Consider the following 21,483-nt stretch of genomic DNA (forward strand, 5'->3'; position numbering starts at 1 on the left):
TCCGAAGGTCGCCGAAACCTGTGGACATATCCTAAATAGAGGCACAGAAATCGCCAAAATAGGCCAGAAGCGGTAATTTCTCTTTTATTAGGGTACTACGACAACTTTCTGCCGCTGAATTGCGCCATCTGCGGTGAGACAAAACTTGCTTTAAAGTAGTCCACCAGGAGGTTCATAGCGGGTGTAAACTCCACACCACTCCGCCATGCGATCCCAACATCCATCGTTGGGATTTCTACATCCGTGGAAACCGTTTCAAGGCGCTTTCCCTCCAAGGACCACGGGCGATAAACCATGTCGGACAAGATAGCGACGCCTTGCCCATTCGCGACCATTGACCGGCACGCCTCAACAGACGATGTCCTGAGTTTCGTGTTGGGGCGATAGTTGGTTTTGCTCCAATATTTCATAGCCGTATGCGCCGCTTCGTCGACAGTCAGCATGATGTAGTCTTCGTCTGCAATCTCTTTGAAACTTGCTCTGCCACGTTCCAGAAAGCGATGACCGGCCGGAACCCAAAGTCTGCGAGACGATTTCAGAAGTGTTTCCGATTCAAGTTCCGGATTGCTGAGGTTCGATGTGAGAAGCACCGCGAGATCAAAACGATTGGCGAGAAGCCCATCCTCAATACTCTCCCGGTTAAGTTCGCTGATTTGAATGTTCAAACCTGGATGAAGGCGTGCAAGCCGATCTATGTGAAAGGGGAGAAAGTATCCCAGCACGGTATAGGTCGCGGCCAAGGTAATCGTACCGCTCACTTCAGAGCGGCGCTTGGTCAGGCGCTTGGCGTCATCGACCTTGTCCAGAATTTCGCGTGAGGCTGCGAGAAACTCCCGTCCGGCATCTGTCAGTTCCATTCCTTGCGAGGAGCGAACGAAAAGCTCTGCATCCAAAATCGCCTCAAGCTCTTTGATCGCACCTGTGACCGAGGATTGCGAGATCGACAAAGCATTCGCAGCCCGGCTTACCTGACCCGATTCTGCTGTGGCAACGAAATATTTGAGATGGCGCAGGTTCATATCAATCGGATACAACAATATTAAAGATTATGCCATCGGAAAAATAGATACATTGTTATGGCTGCGTAAACAAAATGGAATGTTATCTATAAAAATCAGATACCTACACGAAACTACTCGCAATCACAGTATCGAAAATACTGATATAGCCTCTTCATAATAAAGAAATTCCAATCTCCATCGCTTTTTGTGAACCTATTCTAAACTCTAGACAGGGAAGCAGAGCATGAAAGAGATTGTCGACCTCAACTGCGATATGGGCGAGGGGTTTGGTCAATGGACACTGGGCGAAGCGCCTGATGAAGAGATCATGGCCCTCATCAGCTCAGCCAATATCGCGGCCGGTTTTCACGCAGGCGACCCAAACTCCATGGACCGTGTGGTCAAGCTCGCTCAGACCTATGGAGTAGGCTTAGGGGCGCATCCGGGCTACAATGATCTTCAAGGGTTCGGACGTCGCTACATGAAAACGAGTTCGGAAGAGCTCGTGAACGACATTGTCTATCAGGTCGGCGCAATCCGCGAATTTGGCCGCCGTCACGGCATCAGCCTCCAGCATGTGAAGCCGCATGGTGCGCTCTATATGGAAGCCGCCGTGAACGAAGAACTGTCTGAGATGATCATTGATATGCTGAGCAAGACTTGCGGCACGGCAATCATCTTCTGCATGAGCGTTTCCAAAACCTATGAAGTGGCGAAGCGGGTCGGACATCCTGTCGTGCGGGAATTCTACGCAGATCGTGACTACGACACATCTGGATCGATTGTTTTTGCCCGTCAGGTGGTGCGCCCCAAGCCAGAAGAGGTTGCCGCAAAATGCGTGCGGGCTTGCAAGGAAGGTGTCGTGAGAACCGTTGACGGTGAAGACATCCCCATCGAATTCGAGTCGATCTGCTTTCACTCTGACACCCCCGGTGCCTTGGACATGGGCAAAGCGATCCGCGCGGGACTAACGGAAGCCGGGATCACAATCGCACCAGCCGCGACCGTGCTGGGTCTCTGAGAAATATCGAGGGAGGAATAACACAATGGCACAAGTACTTTCACCACTACCAGGCACATTCTACATGAAGCCGTCACCGGAAGCTGCGCTCTACAAGAACCCCGGAGATCCCGTTGCCGTGGGTGACACGGTCGGTCTTATCGAGGTAATGAAGACCTTTATTGAGGTCAAAGCCGAGTTTGCCGGAACCTTCTCCACGTATCTTACTGAAGATGGCCTACCAGTAACCGCAGGGCAGGCCCTTGCTGAAGTGGTGGTCTGAAATGAGCATCAAGCGCCTCTTTATCGCAAACCGCGGCGAGATCGCTGTTCGCATCATTCGCGCTGCCAAGGAGCTCGGGATCACAACTATTCAGGCTTACTCCGAAGGCGACGCGGAAATGCTGGCGGTCAAACTGGCTGACGAGTCCGTCTGCATTGGACCTGCAAAAGCCACCGAGTCCTATCTCAACATCAGCGGCGTGGTTGCGGCGGCCATCGAGAATGCTGCGGATGCTGTGCACCCGGGCTATGGTTTCCTTTCAGAAAGCCCAGAATTTGCACGTGCCATCGAGCAGGCCGGCATCAAATTCGTGGGCCCCTCTGCAGACACAATCGAACGCATGGGTGATAAAGTGGCGGCGCGTCAGGCGGCAGAAGCTGCAGGTGTGCCAGTGGTGCCCGGCTCAAAAGGACGGATCGGATCCGTCGATGAAGCTGTCGAGGTTGCCGCGAAGGTTGGGTATCCGGTGATGGTGAAAGCCGCTGCAGGTGGCGGTGGTAAAGGCATCCGGATCGCTGAAACTGAAGAGGAACTTCGGACCCTCGCCCCTCAAGCGCAACAGGAAGCCGCCGCCGCATTTGGCGATGGCGGGCTCTATGTCGAGCGCTCGGTAAAGTCACCGCGCCACATTGAGGTGCAGATCGTGGGCGACGGAAAGAAGGCCGTCCATTTCTTTGAACGCGAATGTTCACTTCAGCGCCGCCGCCAGAAAGTCTGGGAAGAGGCGGGCGCGGACTGCCTTGATGATGAAACACGCGAAAACCTCTGCATGGCAGCCGTCGCACTCGCCGAATCCGTGAACTATCGCGGTGCCGGAACGCTTGAATACCTCTACGAGGAAGCGAGCGGCGCGTTCTTCTTCATAGAGATGAATACGCGCATTCAGGTCGAACATCCTGTGACCGAGATGATCACCGGCTTTGACCTTGTGCAGGAAATGATCCGCGTTTGCGGCGGTGAGCCGCTGAGTGTCAACCAAGATCAGGTCAAGAAGTCTGGGCATGCCATCGAGGTTCGCCTCAATGCAGAAGACCCCTTCATGCAATTTTTGCCGTGGCCGGGAAAGGTCGAAAGCCTGAAAATCCCGGAAGGTGAGGGGATCCGCTTCGATCACTTCATGTATGAAGGATACCAGATTCCGCCGTTCTATGACTCGCTGATCGGCAAGTTGATTGTGCACGGCAAGGATCGCGCCGACGCCATTTCCAAGATGGCGACAGCGCTGGAAGGGCTTGAGATCAATGGCCTGAAAACCACCATCCCGCTCCACAAGGCTCTGGCCAAAGACCCCGGCGTCGCCTCTGGCGATTTTCATACGCAGTGGCTTGAGCCCTGGCTGGAAGCCGGAAACCTGAACCCCGAGAACACGTGAGGAAGCCAGAATGAAAACCAGATACACATTTGGAGGTGACGAGCACGTCTATGTCGAGATGGATGACGAAATGTCTCTCGACGCGTTCTTTAAATCTCTTTCCATGAGCAACGCGGTGCGCGATGCCAAGATTGAGGGCGTGACCGAAATCTGCCCTGCAAACGCTTCGTTTCAGGTCCGCTTCGACCCGGATGTCATTTCTCCCGATGACATCATGACGAAGGTCAAGGAACTGGAGCACAAGGCGGAATCTGCGGAAAAGCGTATGACCACGCGCATCATCGAAATCCCCGTTTTCTACAAGGATCCGTGGACGCATGAGACCTTGATGCGGTTCCGCGAGCGCCATCAGGACCCGAACGGAACCGACCTCGACTATGCGGCCAAAATCAATGGGTTCGCCTCTGCAGACGCATTCATCGAGGCGCATCACTCGCAGCCTTGGTTCGTATCGATGGTGGGTTTCGTGGCAGGCTTGCCTTTCCTCTACCAGCTGGTGGATCGTGACAAGCAACTTGAGGTTCCGAAGTATCTGAGCCCTCGCACGGACACGCCAAAGCAAACCGTAGGCTACGGTGGATGTTTTTCCTGCATTTATTCCGTTCGCGGAGCAGGTGGATACCAGATGTTCGGCATCACCCCGATGCCCATCTATGACCCGGAACAGAAAGTCGCGCATCTGAAGGACTTCATGGTGTTCTTCAAGCCCGGCGACATTGTGAAATGGAAGCCGATCGACCGCGCTGAATACGATGCTGTTCTCGCTGCCGTTGAAGACGGTAGCTACCAGCCGCGGATTGCAGAAATCGAGTTCGATCTCGACGAATTCAATGCCGACATGCGCGGCACCAATGCAAAGATGTTGGAGGCCCTCAATGACGCTTAAGATCAAAAATCCGGGTCTTGCGACCTCTATTCAGGACCTCGGCCGTATTGGCTATTTCCATCTGGGCATTCCGCTTGGAGGTGCCATGGATCGCTATGCCCTTCGGGCCGCAAATATGCTCGTCGGCAACGATGAAGGCGCTGCCTGTCTCGAAGCGGTCTTCATGGGACCGGAAATTGAGTTCACTCAATCCGCCACCGTCGCTGTGACTGGGGCACAGATTCCGGTCAAGGTAGATGGCGAATATCAGGAGACCTGGACATCCTTTGTCGTCAAAGCCGGGCAGACCCTGAGTTTCGACTTCCTGCAAGCCGGTGCGCGCATCTACATTGCTATCAGCGGCGGGATCACAACGCCTGAAGCTTTGGGCAGTCGGTCAACATATCCCATCGGGGCGCTCGGCGGCGTGGAAGGGCGTGCCATTCAAGCTGGGGATGAACTGCCGACAGGTGGTTTGGAAGGGCCCGGTGCCGGTCGCACCGTGTCGGAACCGCTTCGCCGTAAACCCGGAACACCTGCCAGTCTGCGCGTACTCCCCGGGTTGTACTGGCATCGCCTGACCGATGAGGCCGGTGCCGGATTCTTTGAGGATGAGTGGAAGGTCGCACCTGAAGCGGACCGGATGGGCTATCGCTTCAAAGGCGGGCGCCCGCTTGAGTTCGTGGACCGCGAACAACCATTTGGCGCGGGCGCTGATCCTTCGAACATCGTGGACGGCTGCTACTCCTATGGCTCCATCCAGGTTCCCGGTGGCACCGAGCCGATCGTTCTGCACCGTGATGCGGTGTCCGGCGGTGGATATTTCACCCTCGGCGCGGTCATTTCGGCCGATATGGACCTAATTGGACAACTTCAACCGCATACGCCAGTCAAATTCAAAAAAGTAGATATGGAAGGCGCGCTTGCGGCCCGCAGGGAGCGCAAAGGAATGCTTGCAAAAATAAGAAAAGAGCTCGGTTAAGAGCCAGAATTCCAATCTGAAATCGCGAGAAATCGCCTCAGACTACTGTAACTGACAAGGAGATCAGAACAATGAAACTCGTCCTGAAGACAGCCACGGCACTGGCTTTGAGTGCTGCAATACCAGCGGGTGCTTTCGCGGAAGAAGCATGGTTCCCTTATGCTGCCGAAGAGGTCACACCAGCCTTTTCAACGGAAGGGGACGTAAACGCCGTCACCTATGACGCGCTCGCCTCTGCCGAGAAAGCATGGAACATCTGCGTGTCTTTCCCGCACATGAAGGACGCCTATTGGCTTGGCGTTGACTATGGCGTTGTCGATGAAGCCAAGCGCCTTGGTGTAAACCTCAATCTCGTGGAAGCTGGCGGCTACACCGAGTTGGCCAAGCAAATCAGCCAGATCGAAGATTGTGTTTCGGGTGGAGCGGATGCCGTGGTTGTTGGCGCGATCTCATACGACGGCCTTAATAACGTCATCGGCGAAGTTGTTGCGAAAGACATTCCCGTCATCGATGTCATTAACGGTGTCTCTTCAGAAGACATCTCGGCCAAATCCTTGGTGTCGTTCAAGGTGATGGGTTATGAGACCGGTGCCTATCTCGCAGCAAAACACCCCACTGGAACAGACCCGGTGCAAGTAGGCTGGTTCCCTGGTCCTGCGGGTGCGGGATGGGTTGAGGCCGCGCATACCGGTTTCATGGAAGCCGTCAAAGGCTCCGCAGTTGAAGTTCTTGAGCCCCGCTTCGGTGACACAGGTAAGGAAACGCAGCTGAAACTCGTCGAAGACGTTCTGCAAGCCAACCCGGATGTTCGCTACCTCGCAGGTACAGCTGTGACCGCCGAAGCAGCTCAAGGCCTCATTCGCGAGCGTGGCTTGCAGGGCAAGGTTGACCTTCTGGCCTTCTACATGACGCCTGGCGTCTACACCGGCATCCAGCGTGGTTTCATTCTGGCGGCACCCGCTGACAGCATGGTGATTCAGGGTCGCATCGCGATTGATCAGGCCGTCCGCATCCTTGAAGGCAAGGACTACATCAAACACGTAGGCCCGAAAATCTTCGTAGTTGACCCCGAAAACATTGGCGAGGTCGAGCGTACAAACATCCTTCCACCGGATGGCTTTTCGCCCGTCTTCTCCGTGTCCAACTAACTTCCTCCCTGTTGGACTGCGGGCCGGACCGGGCCTGTCCCACCGGCCCGCTTTTTTGGAGACTGACATGTCAGCACAACCTCTCATCGAGACCAAAGCGCTCACCAGACAATACCCGGGTGTGCTTGCCCTCAATGCCGTCGATTTTGACCTTCATTCAGGGGAAGTACATGTTCTCTTCGGTGAGAATGGTGCCGGAAAGTCGACGCTGATCTCAATGCTCGCGGGCGCGAATACTCCGTCGCAAGGCAGCGTCATCCTTGATGGTCAGAAAGTGAAGTTCGACAGCGTAGCCGATGCCCAGAAAAAGGGCATCTATACGGTTTTTCAGGAATTCTCGCTGATCCCGACTCTGACCGTCGCACAAAATATCTTCCTCGGCTGGGAGCCCATGAAGGGGCCGTTCATTGATCATCGCACAATGCGCAAACGCGCCTATGAAATGCTCTTGGAACTCGGCTTCGACATCGACCCGAATGCGGTCACCTCACACCTGTCGCGGGCACAACAGCAGATGGTGGAAATCACCAAAGCCTTTCATGGCGATCTGAAAGTGCTCATTCTGGATGAGCCCACGGCATCACTCACGGACAAGGAAGTCGACCACCTCTTTGAATTCGTAAACGAGCTCAAGGCCAAGGGCGTCGGCATCATCTATATTTCGCATCGCATCCAGGAATTCTTTCGGATTGCAAATCGCGTCACAGTTCTTCGTGATGGTGCCAAGATTGGCACCGTCAATATGGCCGAGACCAACGAAGACGCTCTTGTCGAAATGATGACCGGGCGCGCAATTGACGAGATTTACCCCAAGATTGAACAAGGGACTGGGGAAATCCTGCTAACGGTTGAGGGGCTTAGAACTGCAGGAATTCACGACGCATTTTTCGAAGTCCGCGCAGGTGAAATTCTGGGCGTTGCCGGCCTTGTAGGGTCTGGAAAATCGCGCCTCTTCCGTACTGTCATGGGCTTAACCACCCGGGTGCACGGCACGGTTAAAATGCGTGGTAAAGATATCAGCCATGCCCCTACGCGCGATATTATCAACGAAGGTATCTATTACCTTTCTCCGGATCGGAAAGCCGAAGGGCTCGACCTTGCCAAACCGTCCAAAGACAACCTCGCAATCAATCTTGTCATGGGAGACAAGGTTGGGGGCAATGGCCAATTGGTCAAATGGTCGGAGGTCAACGCAGAAGCCGCGACGATTTCGGATTATGTGGAGTTGCACGAGGGGTATCGTAACAAACCCGTGTCCCAGCTTTCTGGTGGCAATCAACAGAAGGTTCTGTTTGGCAAGTGCTTTGGCCAGAATGCCGACATCATCATCTTTGATGAGCCCACGGTCGGTGTCGACATGGGCACACGTGCGGCACTCTACCTGCTGATCAAGGAATTGGCCGAGTCCGGCAAGGCAGTGGTCGTCATCTCATCCGACCTTCCCGAGGTCATGAACCTCTCTCATCGAATGCTTATTCTGGCGCATGGCCACATCTCAGCAGAGCTGAGCGGAGATGACATGACCGAGGAACAAGTTCTCAAATTCTTCTTCGACGAAACCGGAGCAAAACTATGACGACAGAAGCTACAAAAACCGGGGCCTTCGATCCCATCCGAAAAATATTCATCAAGGTTGGCGTCTTGCCATTTTTCCTGGTGGGTGCGTTGATCATCTTCACAGCACTATCTGACAAATTCCTGAGCCTTCAGAACCTCGTCAACGTCGCCCGACAGTCGGTTTACCTTGTGCTGGTTTCGATGGGGCAGATGCTTGTGCTTATCTCGGGCGGCTTCGACCTTTCCGTCGGAACCTCGATTGCCTTGACTTCGGTGGTCTCAGCGCTTGGCATGGTCTGGTTCGCCGGGATTTTCCCTGACGCGATTTGGCTCGCCATCGCCTTTGGTGCCTGCATGGGTTTTGCGGCTGCAATCTCTGTTGGTCTGATCAACGGTGTCGGTGTCGCCTATTTTGAGGTCTCGCCGTTCATCATGACACTGGGTGTTTCTTCGGTGGGCGCGGGCCTCGCGCTGTTCCTGACAGGTGGGGTTCCGGTTTCGGGCCTGCCCTTCGCCTTTGGCGACACCTTCGGCTTCGGCAGGCTCTTTGGTATTCCCATTCCGGTGATCATTGCTGCCATCTGCATCATCGTCATGTGGCTTTTCATGTCCCGGACGCGCCTTGGCACCCAGGTCTACGCCGTCGGCGGCAACATCAAAGCGGCACATCTTTCGGCAATCAACACGAAGCGCACCCTGATGATGGCCTATGTGATCTGTGCCTTGATCGCGTCATTGACCGGTTTGCTGCTTACAGCGCGCGTTGAATCGGGTGAGGCCAACCTTGGCAGTACAATCGCACTTGAGTCGATCGCTGCATGCGTGATTGCAGGCGTATCTTTGAGAGGCGGCATTGGTCGGGTCGAGAACGTTGTCCTTGGGGCCTTCTTCATCGTGCTTGTCCAGAACGGCATGAACCTCGCACAGGTCAGTTCCTACATGCAGATGGTGCTTCTCGGTGCCTTGCTGATCCTCGCCGTGATCTTCGACCAGATGCGTTACCGCATGATCCTGAGCGGCAACTGACGAACACCTGCAAATATGAGGCCTGACACAACAAATATGCCTCGTCGCCCTGTTTCAAATAGAAAGAAAACCATGTTGAACGCAGAAATCAGCACTCGCAAAGACAAAGCCATCTCTCGCGGCGTCGGGATGCAAACCCAGATCTACGCAGACCGGGCAAAAAACTCTGAGGTCTGGGATGTGGAGGGAAATCGCTACATCGATTTCGCCGCAGGCATTGCCGTCGTCAACACCGGCCATTGCCACCCGAAAGTCATGGCCGCAGTGGAGCGGCAAATGGGTTCATTCACCCATACCTGTCACCAAGTGCTACCCTATGAGAATTATATCCGCCTTGCCGAACGTCTGAACGCGCGCGTTTCCGGCGATTTCGAGAAGAAGACCGTCTTTGTGACCACCGGTGCCGAAGCTGTCGAGAACGCGATCAAAGTGGCGCGCGCCTATACCGGCCGCCCGGCGGTTATCGCCTTCGGAGGCGGTTTTCATGGCCGCACCTTCATGGGCATGAGCCTCACGGGCAAGGTCGCCCCATACAAGCAGGGCTTCGGGGCGATGATGCCGGACGTCTATCACGTGCCGTTTCCGATCGACGTACATGGGGTTTCCACTGAAGACTCGATGAACGCGCTGAACAAGCTCTTCAAAGCGGACCTTGATCCCGCGCGCGTCGCAGCGATCATTTTCGAGCCGGTGCAAGGGGAAGGCGGTTTCTATCCCGCACCTGCCGAGCTCATGCGCGAAATCCGCGCACTTTGTGATGAGCATGGGATCGTGATGGTCGCAGATGAAATTCAGACCGGCTTTGCGCGCACAGGCAATCTCTTTGCCATGGATGGCTATGGCGTTGCACCCGACCTGACAACAATGGCCAAGGGGCTCGCAGGTGGTTTGCCGCTGGCGGCAGTCACTGGCAAAGCAGAGATCATGGATGCCGCAGGCCCCGGTGGTCTTGGCGGAACTTACGGTGGTAACCCGCTCGGGATCGCGGCGGCCCATGCCGTTCTTGATGTCATCGAGGAAGAAGACCTCTGCGCCCGCGCAAATGAACTAGGTTCGCGTCTGCGCCAGCGGCTTGAATCGATCCGTGCCACAACGCCGGAAATCATCGACATCCGCGGCCCCGGTTTTATGGTGGCTGCAGAGTTCAACACCGCAGATGGCTCTGCCCCCAGCCCTGAATTCACCCAAAAGGTTCGTGCGGAGGCTCTCAAACGTAATCTCATCCTTCTGACCTGCGGCGTCTATGGCAACGTCATTCGCTTCCTCGCCCCGATCACCATTCAGGAAGAGGTCTTTGCAGAAGCACTCGACATTCTCGAAGCCTCCATCGCTGCCGCGCGGGAGAGCTGATCATGTTGAAGTTGAACGACCCAGCGCTTCTCGAAACCCGCGCCTATGTGAATGGGCACTGGATCGAGAATGGCAGCAGCTTTCCTGTCCTCAATCCGGCGACCGGCGAAAAGATTGCGGATGTGACTGATCTAGGCGTTGAAGACGTGGCGCGCGCCATCGATGGTGCCTATGACGCCAAGGCGTCCTGGGCTGCGAAGACGGGCAAAGAACGCGGTGCGATCCTGCGCAAGTGGCATGATTTGATGTTGGAGAACATCGATGATCTGGCCATAATCCTGACCGCTGAAATGGGTAAACCTTTGACCGAGGCCAAAGGCGAAATCATGTATGGTGCATCCTATGTCGAGTGGTTCGCGGAAGAAGCAAAACGCATCTATGGGGACGTGATCCCCGGCCATCAGCCTGACAAGCGCATTGTCGTCATGAAACAGCCGGTGGGTGTGGTTGGCTCAATCACGCCCTGGAATTTCCCCAACGCTATGATCGCCCGAAAGGTGGCACCTGCGCTCGCCGTTGGGTGCACCTTTATTGCGCGTCCGGCTGAACTGACCCCGCTGTCCGCCCTCGCCATGGCCGTGCTTGGCGAACGCGCCGGTATTCCCAAAGGCGTATTCAGCGTGATCCCGAGCAGTAACGCATCCGCCATCGGCAAGGAGCTTTGTGCCAACACCAAAGTGGCCAAGATCACCTTTACCGGCTCCACACGTGTCGGGAAAATCCTGATGGAGCAGGGGGCGGCAACGGTCAAGAAAGTCTCGATGGAGCTTGGTGGCAATGCACCGTTCATCGTTTTCGACGACGCCGACGTCGATGCCGCGGTTGAGGGCGCACTGATCGCCAAATACCGGAACGCCGGTCAGACATGTGTCTGCGCCAATCGGATCTACGTTCAATCGGGTGTCTACAAGGAGTTTTCAAAGAAACTCGCAGAACGCGTGTCGGCACTTTCTGTCGGGGATGGCTTTGAGGATGGGGTGGCCATCGGTCCGTTAATCAACGAGGCCGCCCTGTCGAAGGTCGAGGCGCATCTGTCAGATGCGATCGCCAAAGGTGCCGAAATTGTGACAGGCGGTTGCAGGCATGCGCGTGGCGGGACATTCTTTGAACCGACCGTCATCACTGGTGTGACCCGCGGCATGCAAGTGCAACATGAAGAGACCTTCGGACCTATTGCGCCGCTCTTTGAATTCGAAACCGAAGAGGAAGCTGTCGAACTTGCAAACGATACAGAATTCGGCCTTGCCGGCTACTTTTACGCCAAAGACATCTCCCGCGTCTGGCGGGTTGCCGAGCGGCTGGAAACAGGCATGGTCGGCATCAACACCGGTCTGATTTCAACGGAAGTCGCGCCCTTCGGGGGCATCAAGCAATCAGGTCAAGGGCGCGAAGGCTCTAAATACGGTGCCGATGATTACCTGGAACTCAAATACATGTGCTTCGGCGAAATCCACTGAGATTGCTGAGCTAACCAAGGACAAGAACATGTCGGGTAGCAAGATCTTCCTTCAGGAAACCACTGACCATCATCTCGAAGGAAGAGGGATTGGCCGCTAAAACCTCCGTGGTGGGCTGGAAAGCCCGCTCACGTCGCGGGTGGAACTGGGGCGTCATTTTACCTTTTGCCAAGCTTGCTTTAGATGACGCAGACCACATTGCTGAAGCCCTGCGCGCGCGTGGTGGATTCCACAACCCATAGGATATCTAACATGGAAAATAACGTAGCATTTATCGCGTTCGTTCCGCCACTTATCGCTGCCTTGGCGAAAGCGGGTCCTATAAGCGCTCTGTCAGGCTCAGAACCAGCCGATGCGGGCTGATCTGTTGGAAATATTGGCGCAACGTCATTCGATCCGGGCATATACCAATGATCGGATTGAACGCGCCACGCTTGAACGCATCTGCTCTGCCGCCCGGCGCGCGCCAAGCGGTGCCAACCTGCAACCGGGCAAATTCCATGTTCTGACGGGCACCGCGCTTCAGGCGCTGATTGACCGGCTTCTGATGGCGCAGGACACGGGTGAACCTATCAGTTCGGAGTATTCCTATTTTCCAGAGCGGATGTCTCGCGCTTTGAAAGATCGACAGCGCCGGGCAGGTTACGCGCTTTACGAAGCCCTCGGGATTGAACGGAGAGATGTGCAGGGGCGGCGTGCGCAGTTCGCCCGGAACTATGCATTTTTCGGGGCTCCGGTCGGTGTGGTCGTGACCATTGAACGCGCCATGGGCAAGGGGTGCTTCATGGACCTCGGCATGGCGATCATGACTTTCCTGCTCAGCGCAGAGGATGAGGGTTTGGGAACATCGGGGATTGGCGCTTTGGCGAATTACGGGCCGATCGTCCATGAGCACCTGAACCTGCCAGAAGATGAGTTGGCTGTTTGTGGCATCGCCGTTGGTTTCCCGGACAAAGACGCTAAGGTTAACCAATTCAGAACAGAACGGTGCAGTCTTGCGGAATTCACGACATTCCGTGGCTTTGAAGACATCTGATCTATCCAGAAGCCCTGTTAAGGAAAGCAAAATGACCAATCGTAAACAAGCAATTGCAACCGAACTTGTGCGCGACGATAGAGTTGTCGTCACGCGCTACGATTTCGAACAAAACTCTGAAACCGGCTGGCACCGCCACGAAATGGACTACGTGGTGGTGGCACTGACAGAGTGCCAGATGTTGATCGAAGATCAAGCTGGGTCCAGCACCGTGAACGTGGCGCGCGGCGAAGCCTATAGCCGGCAGGCAGGGATTGCGCACAATGTTGTAAACGCCGGTGATCAAGCGATGTCTTTCGTCAAGACCGAGTTGGTGCCGGCGAAATGAAAATGTGAAGCCCTTCAAATTCCTTTGAATGCGATGCTGCTCTTGAAACGCACCCGTTTTGAAGTGGTCCGCCCCGATAGCTGGGAAAGGGGCGGGCCAAGATTGGCTACTTCTTTGACGATTGTTCTCACATTGATACAACGATAATCCTCAACCAGCTCACGTTGCTTAGCAAAGAAGACCTTACCAATTTCATGAACCAATTTCTTGCATCCTTTGATTCGGCGAACAAATGCGAGGTCTGGTTCACCAGGCCAAAGGACAATGCGATTGAAAGTAGTTTTATCGCTGGCTCCAAGGAATTCAAACGTACCCTCGGGTATGCCGCTTGCGTGTTGCGCATGCTGCGAAACGGTATTCCAACCTCGCCGGATTTATACACGTTGACGCGCGTCACGGTGCCGGAGTGTATGAAACGACGGCTGCCCATGGGTACTTTCAAATGATCACTCGGGAAACGTTCATATTGCATCCCAGTGCAATCATTGCTGATCCAAATGCGCCAGGCATCCTGACACTCATTGAATGCCTGCGCGATGGGTTTTCTGTTCAAGGAGCCTACAACGCGAAAAGCCCGATCCAGAAATTTCAACATGAGGTTCAATGGCTTGACTGTCAGACATCCGGGAGTACGGGGCGGCCTAAAACGATCCGTCGCACTCCGAGAAGCTGGCAGAGCAGTTTCGATCAGGCAAAAGATCTCTTTGGCGCTTGCTCCAACGATCACTATGCCGTTCTGGGCTCACTTGGCCACTCTCTAAGCCTATTTGCGGCGCTAGAAGCTTTGCATCTGGGTGCGACGTTGAGCGTTTTGTCGGCGAAGTCACCGAAGGAGCAGTTTCGAGCGATATCGTCTCGGTCGATATCCGTGATCTATGCGACACCTACCCAACTAAAACAGCTGGAATTGGCAGCTTCGGCTGCAGGAGCTGGTGTTGTTCCAACGTTAACGCGCATTTTGGTTGGCGGTGGCAAATTTTTGGCGTCGGATCGGGATCGGCTTTCGGCCCTATTCCCGAAAGCAGAGATCATCGAATTCTATGGCACAAGCGAAACAAGCTTTGTGACGATAGCTAGGGGGGCGATCCCGCAAGGATCAGTAGGAATACCCTACCCGGAGGTTGAAGTGAAAATAGAAGGGGCGAAAACACACGGCGATTGCGGCGAGCTGTGTGTTCGTAGTCCTTATCTTGCCGATATGTATGTCGAAACCAGCAAAAAACTTGTTCGGCCAGATGGTTTTGTCGCGACTGGAGAGATCGGCCACTTTGATGCTGATGGATATCTATTCATCAAAGGTCGTGCTGATCGAATGGTTACGGTGTCAGACGTGAATGTCTTTCCCGAAGCGATCGAGGAAGCTGTAGCCGCGTTGGATTGCGTAGAGGCTTGTGCCGTAATCCCTGTCGCTGACGCAGCGCGCGGGAACCGGATCATCTGCTTCGTGAAGCCGGCGGTGCCAAATCTTGATCCTTCCCTCATTCGACAGCATTGCCGCAGTTTGCTTGGCGACAGGCACGTGCCAAAAGAGATTCGATTTATGTCTGACCTGCCAACGCTTCCCTCGGGCAAACTCGACCTCATTTCCTTGGAAGCGATGGCTTCGAACTAGATATGGTTGGTTCAGTTCTCCTTTCAGCGCGGCGTAGTCCGATTGTCCCCAGAAACGGGGCATTTGCGGGGCTTTCCATTGAAGAAATCGCAGCACCAATCGTGCTTGCCGCCCTGAACGACGCGGGGCTCGCGGTTGACGAGGTGGATGAGCTGATCGCTGCGAATTCGCTCGGCGCCGGTGGAAACCCTGCACGCATAACCGCTCTTCATGCTGGGCTTCCAGAGCGGGTCGCGGGCCTGACCATTGATCGTCAGTGCGTTGGCGGATTGGACGCAATCCTTTTGGCAGATGCTCTGGTACGTTCTGGCCGGTGCGATGTGGTTGTTGCCGGCGGTGTTGAGAGCTACTCTAGGATGCCATTGCGGTTCAAGACTTTTTCCGACGCGCGCCCCCCGGAGCAATTTGAGCAAGCGCAGTTCACGCCTTGGCCGGATCGAGACCCTGATATGGCGCAGGCGGCGAACCAACTGGCGGTGACACTAGGCATTTCAAAGGCTGAACAAGACGCCTGGGCAATCGCTAGTCATCAAGCTGCGCGGTCCGCCCCGGTTGATCACATCGTCGAACTCTTAGGGGTATCAAATGACCCGTTCACGCGAGAATTAAGCGAACGACACTGCGCGCGGGCCCCGAAAGTTTCTGGTTCGATTTCCGTTGCCAATATGTCTGTGGCGGCGGATGGTGCCGCCTTCGTAGTTGTTGTGTCGTCGCAATGGGCCAAAGAACGTTGTGCAAAGGGGGTAGATCTGCTTGGCGGGCTGACAATAGGTGGCAACCCCGAGATGCCCGGTTTGGCACCCGTCGAAGCGCTCAACCAAACGCTATCGAGCCTTAACATTTGCCGTAGTGACCTTCGAAGTGTCGAGATCATGGAGGCTTTTGCTGCTCAGGCCATTGCTTGCGTAGATGGCGCAGGTATCGATCCGGTGATTGTGAACAATTGGGGCGGCAGCCTTGCAAGGGGCCACCCCATCGGTGCCTCAGGGGCGGTTCTCGCAGTACAGCTGTTTCATCGAATTCAGGTAACTGGCGGCCTTGGGATGGCGGCGATAGCGGCAGCTGGCGGGCTTGGGTCCGCGATTGCTTTATCTCTTTGAAGTTGGCGACAAGCTGTCCGTCGCGGCGATTTAAGCCCAATGACCGTTCTGGCCTAAGCATCAAAGGCTAGATGCATGGCAAGGCTGCGCATCAAACTTGCTTTTGAACTGTAAGAGCGCAGGACCGCATCCGCTCGGCTTTGGGGCGCGAATGGGCGCGTGTTCCTTGGCAAGTTGCAAGTGCATGGCTACACCTATTCAAAGGAAATGCGAAAGGGCAGGGCATGGGTAAGGTTGCGGTTGTGACAGGGGCGGCGGGCGGCATGGGGCGTGCGATTGTGGCGCGGTTGCTGGCCGAGGGGCATGCGGTCGTCGGGTTTGATGTGGATGAGGCGGGTCTGACCGAAATGGCGCAGGACGGTTTTGCCGGGATGGCCGTTGACCTGATGGATGCGGCGGCGATCAAGGCAGCATTTGCAGAGATCGAGGGGATGCTGGGCGGTGTCGATGTACTGGTGAATAACGCCGGCACCTGTTTCATGTCGGAGTTTCCTGAGATTCCGGTGGATGAATTTGAACGGCAGATGACGTTGAATTTTTCAGCGGCCTTTCATTGTTGTCAGGCGGCGATCAAGCTGATGGCGGGCCGGGACGGGGTGCGCAAGATCGTGAATATTTCTTCGAACGGGGCCTATAATTTTGATGTGTTTGACCCGCCGCACTATCGTGCCTCCAAGGCGGCGCTGGACAATCTGACCAAAGATCTGGCGCGGCGTTTCGCAAGTGACAAGATCGCGGTGAATTCGATTGCGCCAGCAATGACGGAGACGCCGCTGTTCGGGGTGTTGAGCGAAGATGTTTTGGCAAAAGCGGTGGCCCAGATGCCGCATGGCCGGGCGATGCAGCCAGCGGAAATTGCCGCATGGGTCGGCTTTCTGGTGTCGCCAGCGGGGGATATTTCAAGCGGGAATGTGATTATCCTTAATCAAGGACGCGATGTACGGTAAGAATGTGTTAAGCTCATGCGCATAAATTATGCGCATGCTTATGGAGGGGCCTATGGGTGTTCAAAAACGCGCGACAAACCTGTCTTTGGACAAGGAATTGCTGAAAGATGCCGAAGCTTTAGGCGTCAATATCTCGGCTGCGGCGGAACAGGGCGTGCGACAGGCCCTGCGTGATGCGTGGTTGACAGAGAATCGCGCAAGCATGGAAGCCTGGGATGAATGGGTCGAAAAGAACGGCCTGCCGTTAGAAGAATACCGCATGTTTGATGTCTAAGTATGATCTGCACCCGACGCGCAACGGGACTGGCTACCTGCTGGATTTGCAGACCAACTTTCTGGCGGTGCAACGGAGCAGAATGATGGCACCTGTCATGCCGGTGACTGACGTGCCGCAAAGGACCACAGGGTTGCATCCGCTGATTGAGGTAGACGGAGCATCCTATGTTGTGGCGACCCATCTGATGGCGGCTGTACCGCAGTCGATACTGTTGCCTTCCGTTGCCAATTTTTCAAGCCAGGCTGATGAATTTACCCGCGCGCTGGATCTGTTGTTTCAGGGGTATTGAGTTACTCAAACCAGTCTGGGGCTTTTTTCAGCTTGGGCCATTGTTCCGGGCAGTGGCCATAGATCACCATTGCATCCCGTTGCGCGGCCAGTGCCATCAGCCGGTTACCGTGAAAAATGGCCTGATCCACATCCCATGACCCTGCGAACTTTTCGTCAATCTCTGACGCGCGGCTGATCGCGTCAGAGGTCAGCAAGATCCAGCCGGTTTCTGGCAGCTGGACTATAAACGCCAGTTGGCCCGGCGCATGACCGGGGCAATGCAGCACCTCGAAACCGGGCCCCAAGGTCATATCTTCGCGTACCAATTGATAGACGCGGTCGGGCCAATCCATAGCCCGTTTGCCCGACCAATAAAGCGGTCGGGGCAGGGCCCGTTCATCCGCCGAGATCAGGATCGGCACCTGTGGAAAGCCAGCCATATCGCCGATGTGATCAATATGGGTATGGCTTTGGATCATCAGGGAGATATCACCTTTGTCCAGACCCAATTTCGCCAGCTGTGCGGCGGGCAGATTGTCGGGGGTCACGGACAGGACACGTCCAAAACTACCCAGTTCATCTTCCAGCGTTGCGGCAGCGGCATCGGCGGCATATTTGGCGGGGAAGCCCGTGTCGATCAGCACCACTTCGCCTGCATCGGTTTCGATAACAAAGCCGCAAATGCCAATGGTGCGCGGGCCAGCGTGAACTTCGAACAGCCCGTAATCCAGCACGGCCAGACGGCGGGGATTGCCCTTGAGGTGGATCGGGGTATTCATGGCACTATTGGGCGGGGGAGTGGCATGAAAGTCAAGATACACAGGTTGTTTGAATATCTTCTTGAAACCACAGAGGCGGCACCGGAGGCGATTGTCGGGTTCTCGCTGTCAGGCTCCCCTGTCTTGGGGGATTATCTGGCGGATCTGGACCCGAACCAATCGTTGGATTGGAACAATCGCGATTTTCGGGGGCTGCCGGAGCTGCGCCAACATGTGCTGACGCAGGCAGGGTTGGACGGGATCTGTGTGCCCAAGGATGTGTTGATTACCGCCGGCGCGGCAGAGGCGAATTACCTCAGCCTGATGCAATTGCTTCAGCCCGGCGACGAGATTGTCATCGAGACCCCCGGTTGGCCACAGGCCGAGGTCTTGGCCCGCGCCATCGGAGCCAAGGTGATCAAGGTGACCCGCTGCGAAAAAGATGGGTGGAAATTGCCACTGGATCAGATGGCCGATGCCGTGACGGATAACACCAGGTTGATCTTCATCAGCAATCCCAACAACCCCACAGGTGACTTACTGGGCAAGGCAGAGTTGGAAACGCTGGTGCGCATCGCTGATCCTGTGGGCGCATGGGTGTTGGTGGATGAGGTCTACGCCGGTTTGGAATGGGACGGCCCGCGCGCCCCTTCGATTGCGGGTATGTATGCGCGGGGGATCACAACCGGCTCCGTCAGCAAGGCGCTTGGCTTGCAGGGGCTGCGCACCGGCTGGTTGATTTGCCCTGATCCCGAATTGGTGATGGATGCGGTGATCCTGCGCGAAAATTCATCAGAGATCATGAACATCATGGGCGAGGTGATTGCCGAAGTAGCCATGCGCCCGGATCGCTATACCCCTGCGATGCAAAAAGCACGGGATGAAGGGGCGGCGAACCTTGCCGAAATGAACAGATGGGTTGCGGCGCAAGAGGGTCTGTCTTGGGTGTCACCGCGTGCAGGGTTGATCGGGTTGGGGCGTTTGCCTGACGGGATTGACAGCGATGCCTTTGCCAAGCGGTTGCTTGCAGATCCCTACCGGACTTTCCTGCTGCCGGGCAGTGCCTATGGACAGGCCAACCACATCCGGCTTGGGGTTGGTGGCGGTGCCGGCGTGAACCTGTCAAAAGGGTTGGATCAGGTGTCGCTGGCCCTGCGGGACTGGCAGCGGCGCGGCTGATGCCGCTTGACACGCCGGGCAGATACCGGTCCCTTGGCCCCAACCTTTACGTATTTCGCGGAGCCCAATTGATGTCCTTTTTCTCGCGCTTGTTTATCGTGCTTGCCCTTGTGCTGACTTTGCCTGCCTCGGCGCAGACCTCCACCAAGGATGACGCTGCGGTTGCCCCGTCGACACCTGAAGCCGCGGTCGTAGTCAATGGTCAAAAATTTGGAGCATGGTCGGTCAGCTGTATTGCGATTGCAGTGGGTAAAACGGATTGCACATTAACCCAACGGGTTCTGCGATCAACGGACAAGGCCTTTATCGCGGATATCGTTGCGACACGTAACCCGGAAGGGCAAAGTTTTTTGATTGCGCGGGTGCCTGTTGGTGTGTTTCTGCCTACAGGTTTTGCCATGCGCGAAGCGGAAAGTGATGACGAGGAGGCGGTCATGCAATTCGCCTGGCAGTCCTGTAACCGCGAGGTTTGTGAAGCGGTGCTGCAGATCGATGCAGACAAGGTTGCAGCACTTTCCACCGAAGAGAATGCCATGATCGCGGCCTTCCGCCCCTCTGCCCAGACAGAGCCGTTTTTGTTTCAGTTTTCGCTAAACGGCATGGCATCCGGGCTGGACGCTGTACGTCCCTGAGCTGCCAAGTTATTGCCACATTACAAGGCCGGTGAATTCCAAATTTCAACTCAATACGGGGGGATTCGGTTGATTGTTTCCAGAAGCTCCCGCTGCCCACCCATAAAACCTTGATTTTATTTGGGTGGCCTGATTGGGGCAGAAATGTGGCGCACTGGCCTGTTGCCTCTGTCTCGGTCCATTTGAAACTTGCGAAAACCGGTATGTTTTTTCGTGCCAAAACGCCGATGTCCCGCTGGGCTGTTGGGCAGGGCGTCATATGGGAAAGTCCCGCCTGAACAAAACGTGGTTAACAAATGGGTATAGTTTTCAAGAGCCTGTGGTTGAAACTGCTGATGGGCAAGGATGAAGCGGCAATTTTCGCGTCTAGGTATTGTGAGGTTTGTTTTTGCGCTGCCCTCTCACATGCGGCTGATCCCCAATCGTACCATATCCGCACCCTCTAGAATTTGCGCCCTTCAATTTGGTGCCATCTGCCAGAGCTTCTAGGATTTCTGAGGGCGGCAAATTCAGTTGACCTCGTTGATTACAGAGGCTTTTATGCTCTAATTGTACGGGTGACGGTATTGGACTGGGGTATTTTATGTTGCATTTTAGCAGAACGATTACACGCGCGGTAAATTCTAAGGGTCTATTTCTGACAACAGCTTTGGTTTCCGGTCTGATTGCCTTGCCCGGTCATGCGCAAGATGCGGTATGGGTGGAACCCGGTCCCGGCACTTATGCTGATGGTGTGAATTGGGATATCCTTTCGCCTCCCGGGGCAACCGATACGGCAATCTTTCTGGCCGCACCGTTCAGTACAGTGACCATTGGTATTACGCCAGTGGCAGTTGGAAACCTGGACATAATAAGTATTGGCTCCATCGAAAACGGCACTTTCGAATTCAACAATGGTAGCGCCTCAACCCTCACCTATTCCGACCTCCAGCCAGGTGCTTTGGCCAGCTCCGTCACATTGGATCTCAACGGGGCGGACCTGAGCATTTCTTCGATCACCGATATGGATTTCGGCGGGGCAATTGAAAACGGCGGGGCGGCGGCCACACTGGCCCTGAATACAACCGCTGAGATGACCCTGTCCGGCGTGATCAGCGGGGCAACCGCGGTCACGCTTGGCTCGGGAACCGCAACGCTGTCGGGCGACAATACCTATACGGGTGGAACCCTTGTGAGTGGCGGTACATTGGGGGTTACGGGCCAGGTGCTGGGCACCACAACCATTGCCGGTGGCGCGGTTGTTGTAAACGAGACCACGGTTGATGCAGCCCTTGAGCTGGCCGGAGCCACCACCGTCTCAGCC

General features: G+C 55.4%; 25 protein-coding genes. 22 read left to right on the forward strand and 3 right to left on the reverse strand.

Annotated elements, in window-relative coordinates; genetic code table 11:
- Positions 1-95: 95 nt before the first annotated feature.
- Positions 96-1,037, reverse strand: a complete 942-nt coding sequence (locus QQL78_RS20400) for a LysR family transcriptional regulator (protein ID WP_284376609.1) — start codon at positions 1,035-1,037, stop codon at positions 96-98.
- Between the two features lie 208 nt (positions 1,038-1,245).
- On the opposite strand from QQL78_RS20400, the gene QQL78_RS20405 reads away from it, so the two are divergent.
- The 13 genes from QQL78_RS20405 (at position 1,246) to QQL78_RS20465 (ending at position 13,405) form a co-directional block, all read left to right on the forward strand.
- Entirely contained in the window at positions 1,246-2,022 is a 777-nt protein-coding gene (locus QQL78_RS20405; protein WP_284376611.1) for a 5-oxoprolinase subunit PxpA, read from the forward strand.
- 25 nt (positions 2,023-2,047) lie between these two features.
- The gene (locus QQL78_RS20410) at positions 2,048-2,284 is read left to right on the forward strand and encodes an acetyl-CoA carboxylase (protein ID WP_284376613.1); all 237 of its coding nucleotides are present in this window, start codon (positions 2,048-2,050) and stop codon (positions 2,282-2,284) included.
- A 1-nt stretch (position 2,285) separates the two neighbouring features.
- The gene (locus QQL78_RS20415; protein WP_284376615.1) at positions 2,286-3,656 is read left to right on the forward strand and encodes an acetyl-CoA carboxylase biotin carboxylase subunit; all 1,371 of its coding nucleotides are present in this window, start codon (positions 2,286-2,288) and stop codon (positions 3,654-3,656) included.
- 10 nt (positions 3,657-3,666) lie between these two features.
- Positions 3,667-4,542 carry a 5-oxoprolinase subunit B family protein gene (locus QQL78_RS20420; RefSeq protein ID WP_284376616.1) on the forward strand — a complete coding sequence of 292 codons (876 nt, stop codon included), beginning with the start codon at positions 3,667-3,669 and terminating at the stop codon, positions 4,540-4,542.
- A complete protein-coding gene (locus QQL78_RS20425) occupies positions 4,532-5,503 on the forward strand; it encodes a 5-oxoprolinase subunit C family protein (protein ID WP_284376618.1) in 972 nt (323 codons plus the stop codon). Before QQL78_RS20420 ends, QQL78_RS20425 begins: the two co-directional genes overlap by 11 nt.
- Positions 5,504-5,574: 71 nt before the next feature.
- Positions 5,575-6,651 (forward strand): TMAO reductase system periplasmic protein TorT, encoded by a 1,077-nt coding sequence (gene torT / locus QQL78_RS20430; RefSeq protein ID WP_284376620.1) that lies wholly within the window; start codon positions 5,575-5,577, stop codon positions 6,649-6,651.
- Positions 6,652-6,718: 67 nt separating this feature from the next.
- Complete coding sequence (locus QQL78_RS20435; protein WP_284376622.1) at positions 6,719-8,227, forward strand: sugar ABC transporter ATP-binding protein; 1,509 nt, start codon at positions 6,719-6,721, stop codon at positions 8,225-8,227.
- A complete protein-coding gene (locus tag QQL78_RS20440) occupies positions 8,224-9,234 on the forward strand; it encodes an ABC transporter permease (RefSeq protein WP_284376624.1) in 1,011 nt (336 codons plus the stop codon). The genes QQL78_RS20435 and QQL78_RS20440 overlap by 4 nt, the downstream gene beginning before the upstream one ends.
- Before the next feature lie 72 nt (positions 9,235-9,306).
- The gene (locus tag QQL78_RS20445; RefSeq protein ID WP_284376625.1) at positions 9,307-10,584 is read left to right on the forward strand and encodes a 4-aminobutyrate--2-oxoglutarate transaminase; all 1,278 of its coding nucleotides are present in this window, start codon (positions 9,307-9,309) and stop codon (positions 10,582-10,584) included.
- Between the two features lie 2 nt (positions 10,585-10,586).
- Complete coding sequence (locus QQL78_RS20450; protein ID WP_284376627.1) at positions 10,587-12,041, forward strand: NAD-dependent succinate-semialdehyde dehydrogenase; 1,455 nt, start codon at positions 10,587-10,589, stop codon at positions 12,039-12,041.
- A gap of 89 nt (positions 12,042-12,130) precedes the next feature.
- A complete protein-coding gene (locus QQL78_RS20455) occupies positions 12,131-12,283 on the forward strand; it encodes a hypothetical protein (RefSeq protein ID WP_284376629.1) in 153 nt (50 codons plus the stop codon).
- Between the two features lie 110 nt (positions 12,284-12,393).
- Positions 12,394-13,077: a nitroreductase gene (locus tag QQL78_RS20460; RefSeq protein WP_284376631.1), complete on the forward strand. Its 684-nt coding sequence runs from the start codon at positions 12,394-12,396 to the stop codon at positions 13,075-13,077.
- A gap of 31 nt (positions 13,078-13,108) precedes the next feature.
- Entirely contained in the window at positions 13,109-13,405 is a 297-nt protein-coding gene (locus QQL78_RS20465) for a cupin domain-containing protein (protein ID WP_284376633.1), read from the forward strand.
- A 14-nt stretch (positions 13,406-13,419) separates the two neighbouring features.
- Here QQL78_RS20465 and QQL78_RS20470 read toward each other — a convergent pair whose 3' ends face one another.
- Positions 13,420-13,608: a hypothetical protein gene (locus tag QQL78_RS20470; RefSeq protein ID WP_284376635.1), complete on the reverse strand. Its 189-nt coding sequence runs from the start codon at positions 13,606-13,608 to the stop codon at positions 13,420-13,422.
- On the opposite strand from QQL78_RS20470, the gene QQL78_RS20475 reads away from it, so the two are divergent.
- The 6 genes from QQL78_RS20475 (at position 13,600) to QQL78_RS20500 (ending at position 17,630) form a co-directional block, all read left to right on the forward strand.
- Complete coding sequence (locus tag QQL78_RS20475) at positions 13,600-13,851, forward strand: hypothetical protein (RefSeq protein WP_284376636.1); 252 nt, start codon at positions 13,600-13,602, stop codon at positions 13,849-13,851. The two genes, QQL78_RS20470 and QQL78_RS20475, sit on opposite strands and share 9 nt — an antisense overlap.
- Complete coding sequence (locus tag QQL78_RS20480) at positions 13,848-15,017, forward strand: AMP-binding protein (RefSeq protein WP_284376638.1); 1,170 nt, start codon at positions 13,848-13,850, stop codon at positions 15,015-15,017. The genes QQL78_RS20475 and QQL78_RS20480 overlap by 4 nt, the downstream gene beginning before the upstream one ends.
- 2 nt (positions 15,018-15,019) lie before the next feature.
- Entirely contained in the window at positions 15,020-16,117 is a 1,098-nt protein-coding gene (locus tag QQL78_RS20485) for a thiolase family protein (protein WP_284376642.1), read from the forward strand.
- 224 nt (positions 16,118-16,341) lie between these two features.
- The gene (locus tag QQL78_RS20490) at positions 16,342-17,064 is read left to right on the forward strand and encodes an SDR family NAD(P)-dependent oxidoreductase (RefSeq protein ID WP_284376644.1); all 723 of its coding nucleotides are present in this window, start codon (positions 16,342-16,344) and stop codon (positions 17,062-17,064) included.
- Between the two features lie 52 nt (positions 17,065-17,116).
- A complete protein-coding gene (locus QQL78_RS20495) occupies positions 17,117-17,338 on the forward strand; it encodes a type II toxin-antitoxin system CcdA family antitoxin (RefSeq protein ID WP_284376645.1) in 222 nt (73 codons plus the stop codon).
- Complete coding sequence (locus QQL78_RS20500) at positions 17,331-17,630, forward strand: CcdB family protein (RefSeq protein ID WP_284376647.1); 300 nt, start codon at positions 17,331-17,333, stop codon at positions 17,628-17,630. Before QQL78_RS20495 ends, QQL78_RS20500 begins: the two co-directional genes overlap by 8 nt.
- A 1-nt stretch (position 17,631) precedes the next feature.
- Here the strand turns inward: QQL78_RS20500 and QQL78_RS20505 are convergent, their stop codons facing one another.
- A complete protein-coding gene (locus tag QQL78_RS20505) occupies positions 17,632-18,390 on the reverse strand; it encodes an MBL fold metallo-hydrolase (RefSeq protein ID WP_284376649.1) in 759 nt (252 codons plus the stop codon).
- A 24-nt stretch (positions 18,391-18,414) separates the two neighbouring features.
- Here QQL78_RS20505 and QQL78_RS20510 point away from each other — a divergent pair, with 24 nt between their 5' ends.
- The 3 genes from QQL78_RS20510 to QQL78_RS20520 form a co-directional block, all read left to right on the forward strand.
- Positions 18,415-19,548, forward strand: coding sequence for a pyridoxal phosphate-dependent aminotransferase (locus QQL78_RS20510; protein WP_284376651.1), 1,134 nt, complete (start codon positions 18,415-18,417; stop codon positions 19,546-19,548).
- A gap of 71 nt (positions 19,549-19,619) precedes the next feature.
- Positions 19,620-20,180: an invasion associated locus B family protein gene (locus QQL78_RS20515; RefSeq protein WP_284376652.1), complete on the forward strand. Its 561-nt coding sequence runs from the start codon at positions 19,620-19,622 to the stop codon at positions 20,178-20,180.
- A 583-nt stretch (positions 20,181-20,763) separates the two neighbouring features.
- The coding region (locus tag QQL78_RS20520) for an autotransporter-associated beta strand repeat-containing protein (RefSeq protein ID WP_284376654.1) at positions 20,764-21,483 on the forward strand (720 nt) is incomplete at its 3' end.

The organism is Sulfitobacter pacificus, assembly GCF_030159975.1.
Classification (GTDB): domain Bacteria; phylum Pseudomonadota; class Alphaproteobacteria; order Rhodobacterales; family Rhodobacteraceae; genus Sulfitobacter; species Sulfitobacter pacificus.

Excerpts from the sequence above, each read along its gene's own strand:
- QQL78_RS20405 (WP_284376611.1), top strand. The coding sequence starts at position 1,246 with ATGAAAGAGATTGTCGACCTCAACTGCGATATGGGCGAGGGGTTTGGT.
- QQL78_RS20410 (WP_284376613.1), top strand. The coding sequence starts at position 2,048 with ATGGCACAAGTACTTTCACCACTACCAGGCACATTCTACATGAAGCCG.
- QQL78_RS20415 (WP_284376615.1), top strand. The coding sequence starts at position 2,286 with ATGAGCATCAAGCGCCTCTTTATCGCAAACCGCGGCGAGATCGCTGTT.
- QQL78_RS20420 (WP_284376616.1), top strand. The coding sequence starts at position 3,667 with ATGAAAACCAGATACACATTTGGAGGTGACGAGCACGTCTATGTCGAG.
- QQL78_RS20425 (WP_284376618.1), top strand. The coding sequence starts at position 4,532 with ATGACGCTTAAGATCAAAAATCCGGGTCTTGCGACCTCTATTCAGGAC.
- torT (WP_284376620.1), top strand. The coding sequence starts at position 5,575 with ATGAAACTCGTCCTGAAGACAGCCACGGCACTGGCTTTGAGTGCTGCA.
- QQL78_RS20435 (WP_284376622.1), top strand. The coding sequence starts at position 6,719 with ATGTCAGCACAACCTCTCATCGAGACCAAAGCGCTCACCAGACAATAC.
- QQL78_RS20440 (WP_284376624.1), top strand. The coding sequence starts at position 8,224 with ATGACGACAGAAGCTACAAAAACCGGGGCCTTCGATCCCATCCGAAAA.
- QQL78_RS20445 (WP_284376625.1), top strand. The coding sequence starts at position 9,307 with ATGTTGAACGCAGAAATCAGCACTCGCAAAGACAAAGCCATCTCTCGC.
- QQL78_RS20450 (WP_284376627.1), top strand. The coding sequence starts at position 10,587 with ATGTTGAAGTTGAACGACCCAGCGCTTCTCGAAACCCGCGCCTATGTG.
- QQL78_RS20460 (WP_284376631.1), top strand. The coding sequence starts at position 12,394 with ATGCGGGCTGATCTGTTGGAAATATTGGCGCAACGTCATTCGATCCGG.
- QQL78_RS20465 (WP_284376633.1), top strand. The coding sequence starts at position 13,109 with ATGACCAATCGTAAACAAGCAATTGCAACCGAACTTGTGCGCGACGAT.
- QQL78_RS20475 (WP_284376636.1), top strand. The coding sequence starts at position 13,600 with ATGAACCAATTTCTTGCATCCTTTGATTCGGCGAACAAATGCGAGGTC.
- QQL78_RS20480 (WP_284376638.1), top strand. The coding sequence starts at position 13,848 with ATGATCACTCGGGAAACGTTCATATTGCATCCCAGTGCAATCATTGCT.
- QQL78_RS20485 (WP_284376642.1), top strand. The coding sequence starts at position 15,020 with ATGGTTGGTTCAGTTCTCCTTTCAGCGCGGCGTAGTCCGATTGTCCCC.
- QQL78_RS20490 (WP_284376644.1), top strand. The coding sequence starts at position 16,342 with ATGGGTAAGGTTGCGGTTGTGACAGGGGCGGCGGGCGGCATGGGGCGT.
- QQL78_RS20495 (WP_284376645.1), top strand. The coding sequence starts at position 17,117 with ATGGGTGTTCAAAAACGCGCGACAAACCTGTCTTTGGACAAGGAATTG.
- QQL78_RS20500 (WP_284376647.1), top strand. The coding sequence starts at position 17,331 with ATGTCTAAGTATGATCTGCACCCGACGCGCAACGGGACTGGCTACCTG.
- QQL78_RS20505 (WP_284376649.1), bottom strand. The coding sequence starts at position 18,390 with ATGAATACCCCGATCCACCTCAAGGGCAATCCCCGCCGTCTGGCCGTG.
- QQL78_RS20510 (WP_284376651.1), top strand. The coding sequence starts at position 18,415 with ATGAAAGTCAAGATACACAGGTTGTTTGAATATCTTCTTGAAACCACA.
- QQL78_RS20515 (WP_284376652.1), top strand. The coding sequence starts at position 19,620 with ATGTCCTTTTTCTCGCGCTTGTTTATCGTGCTTGCCCTTGTGCTGACT.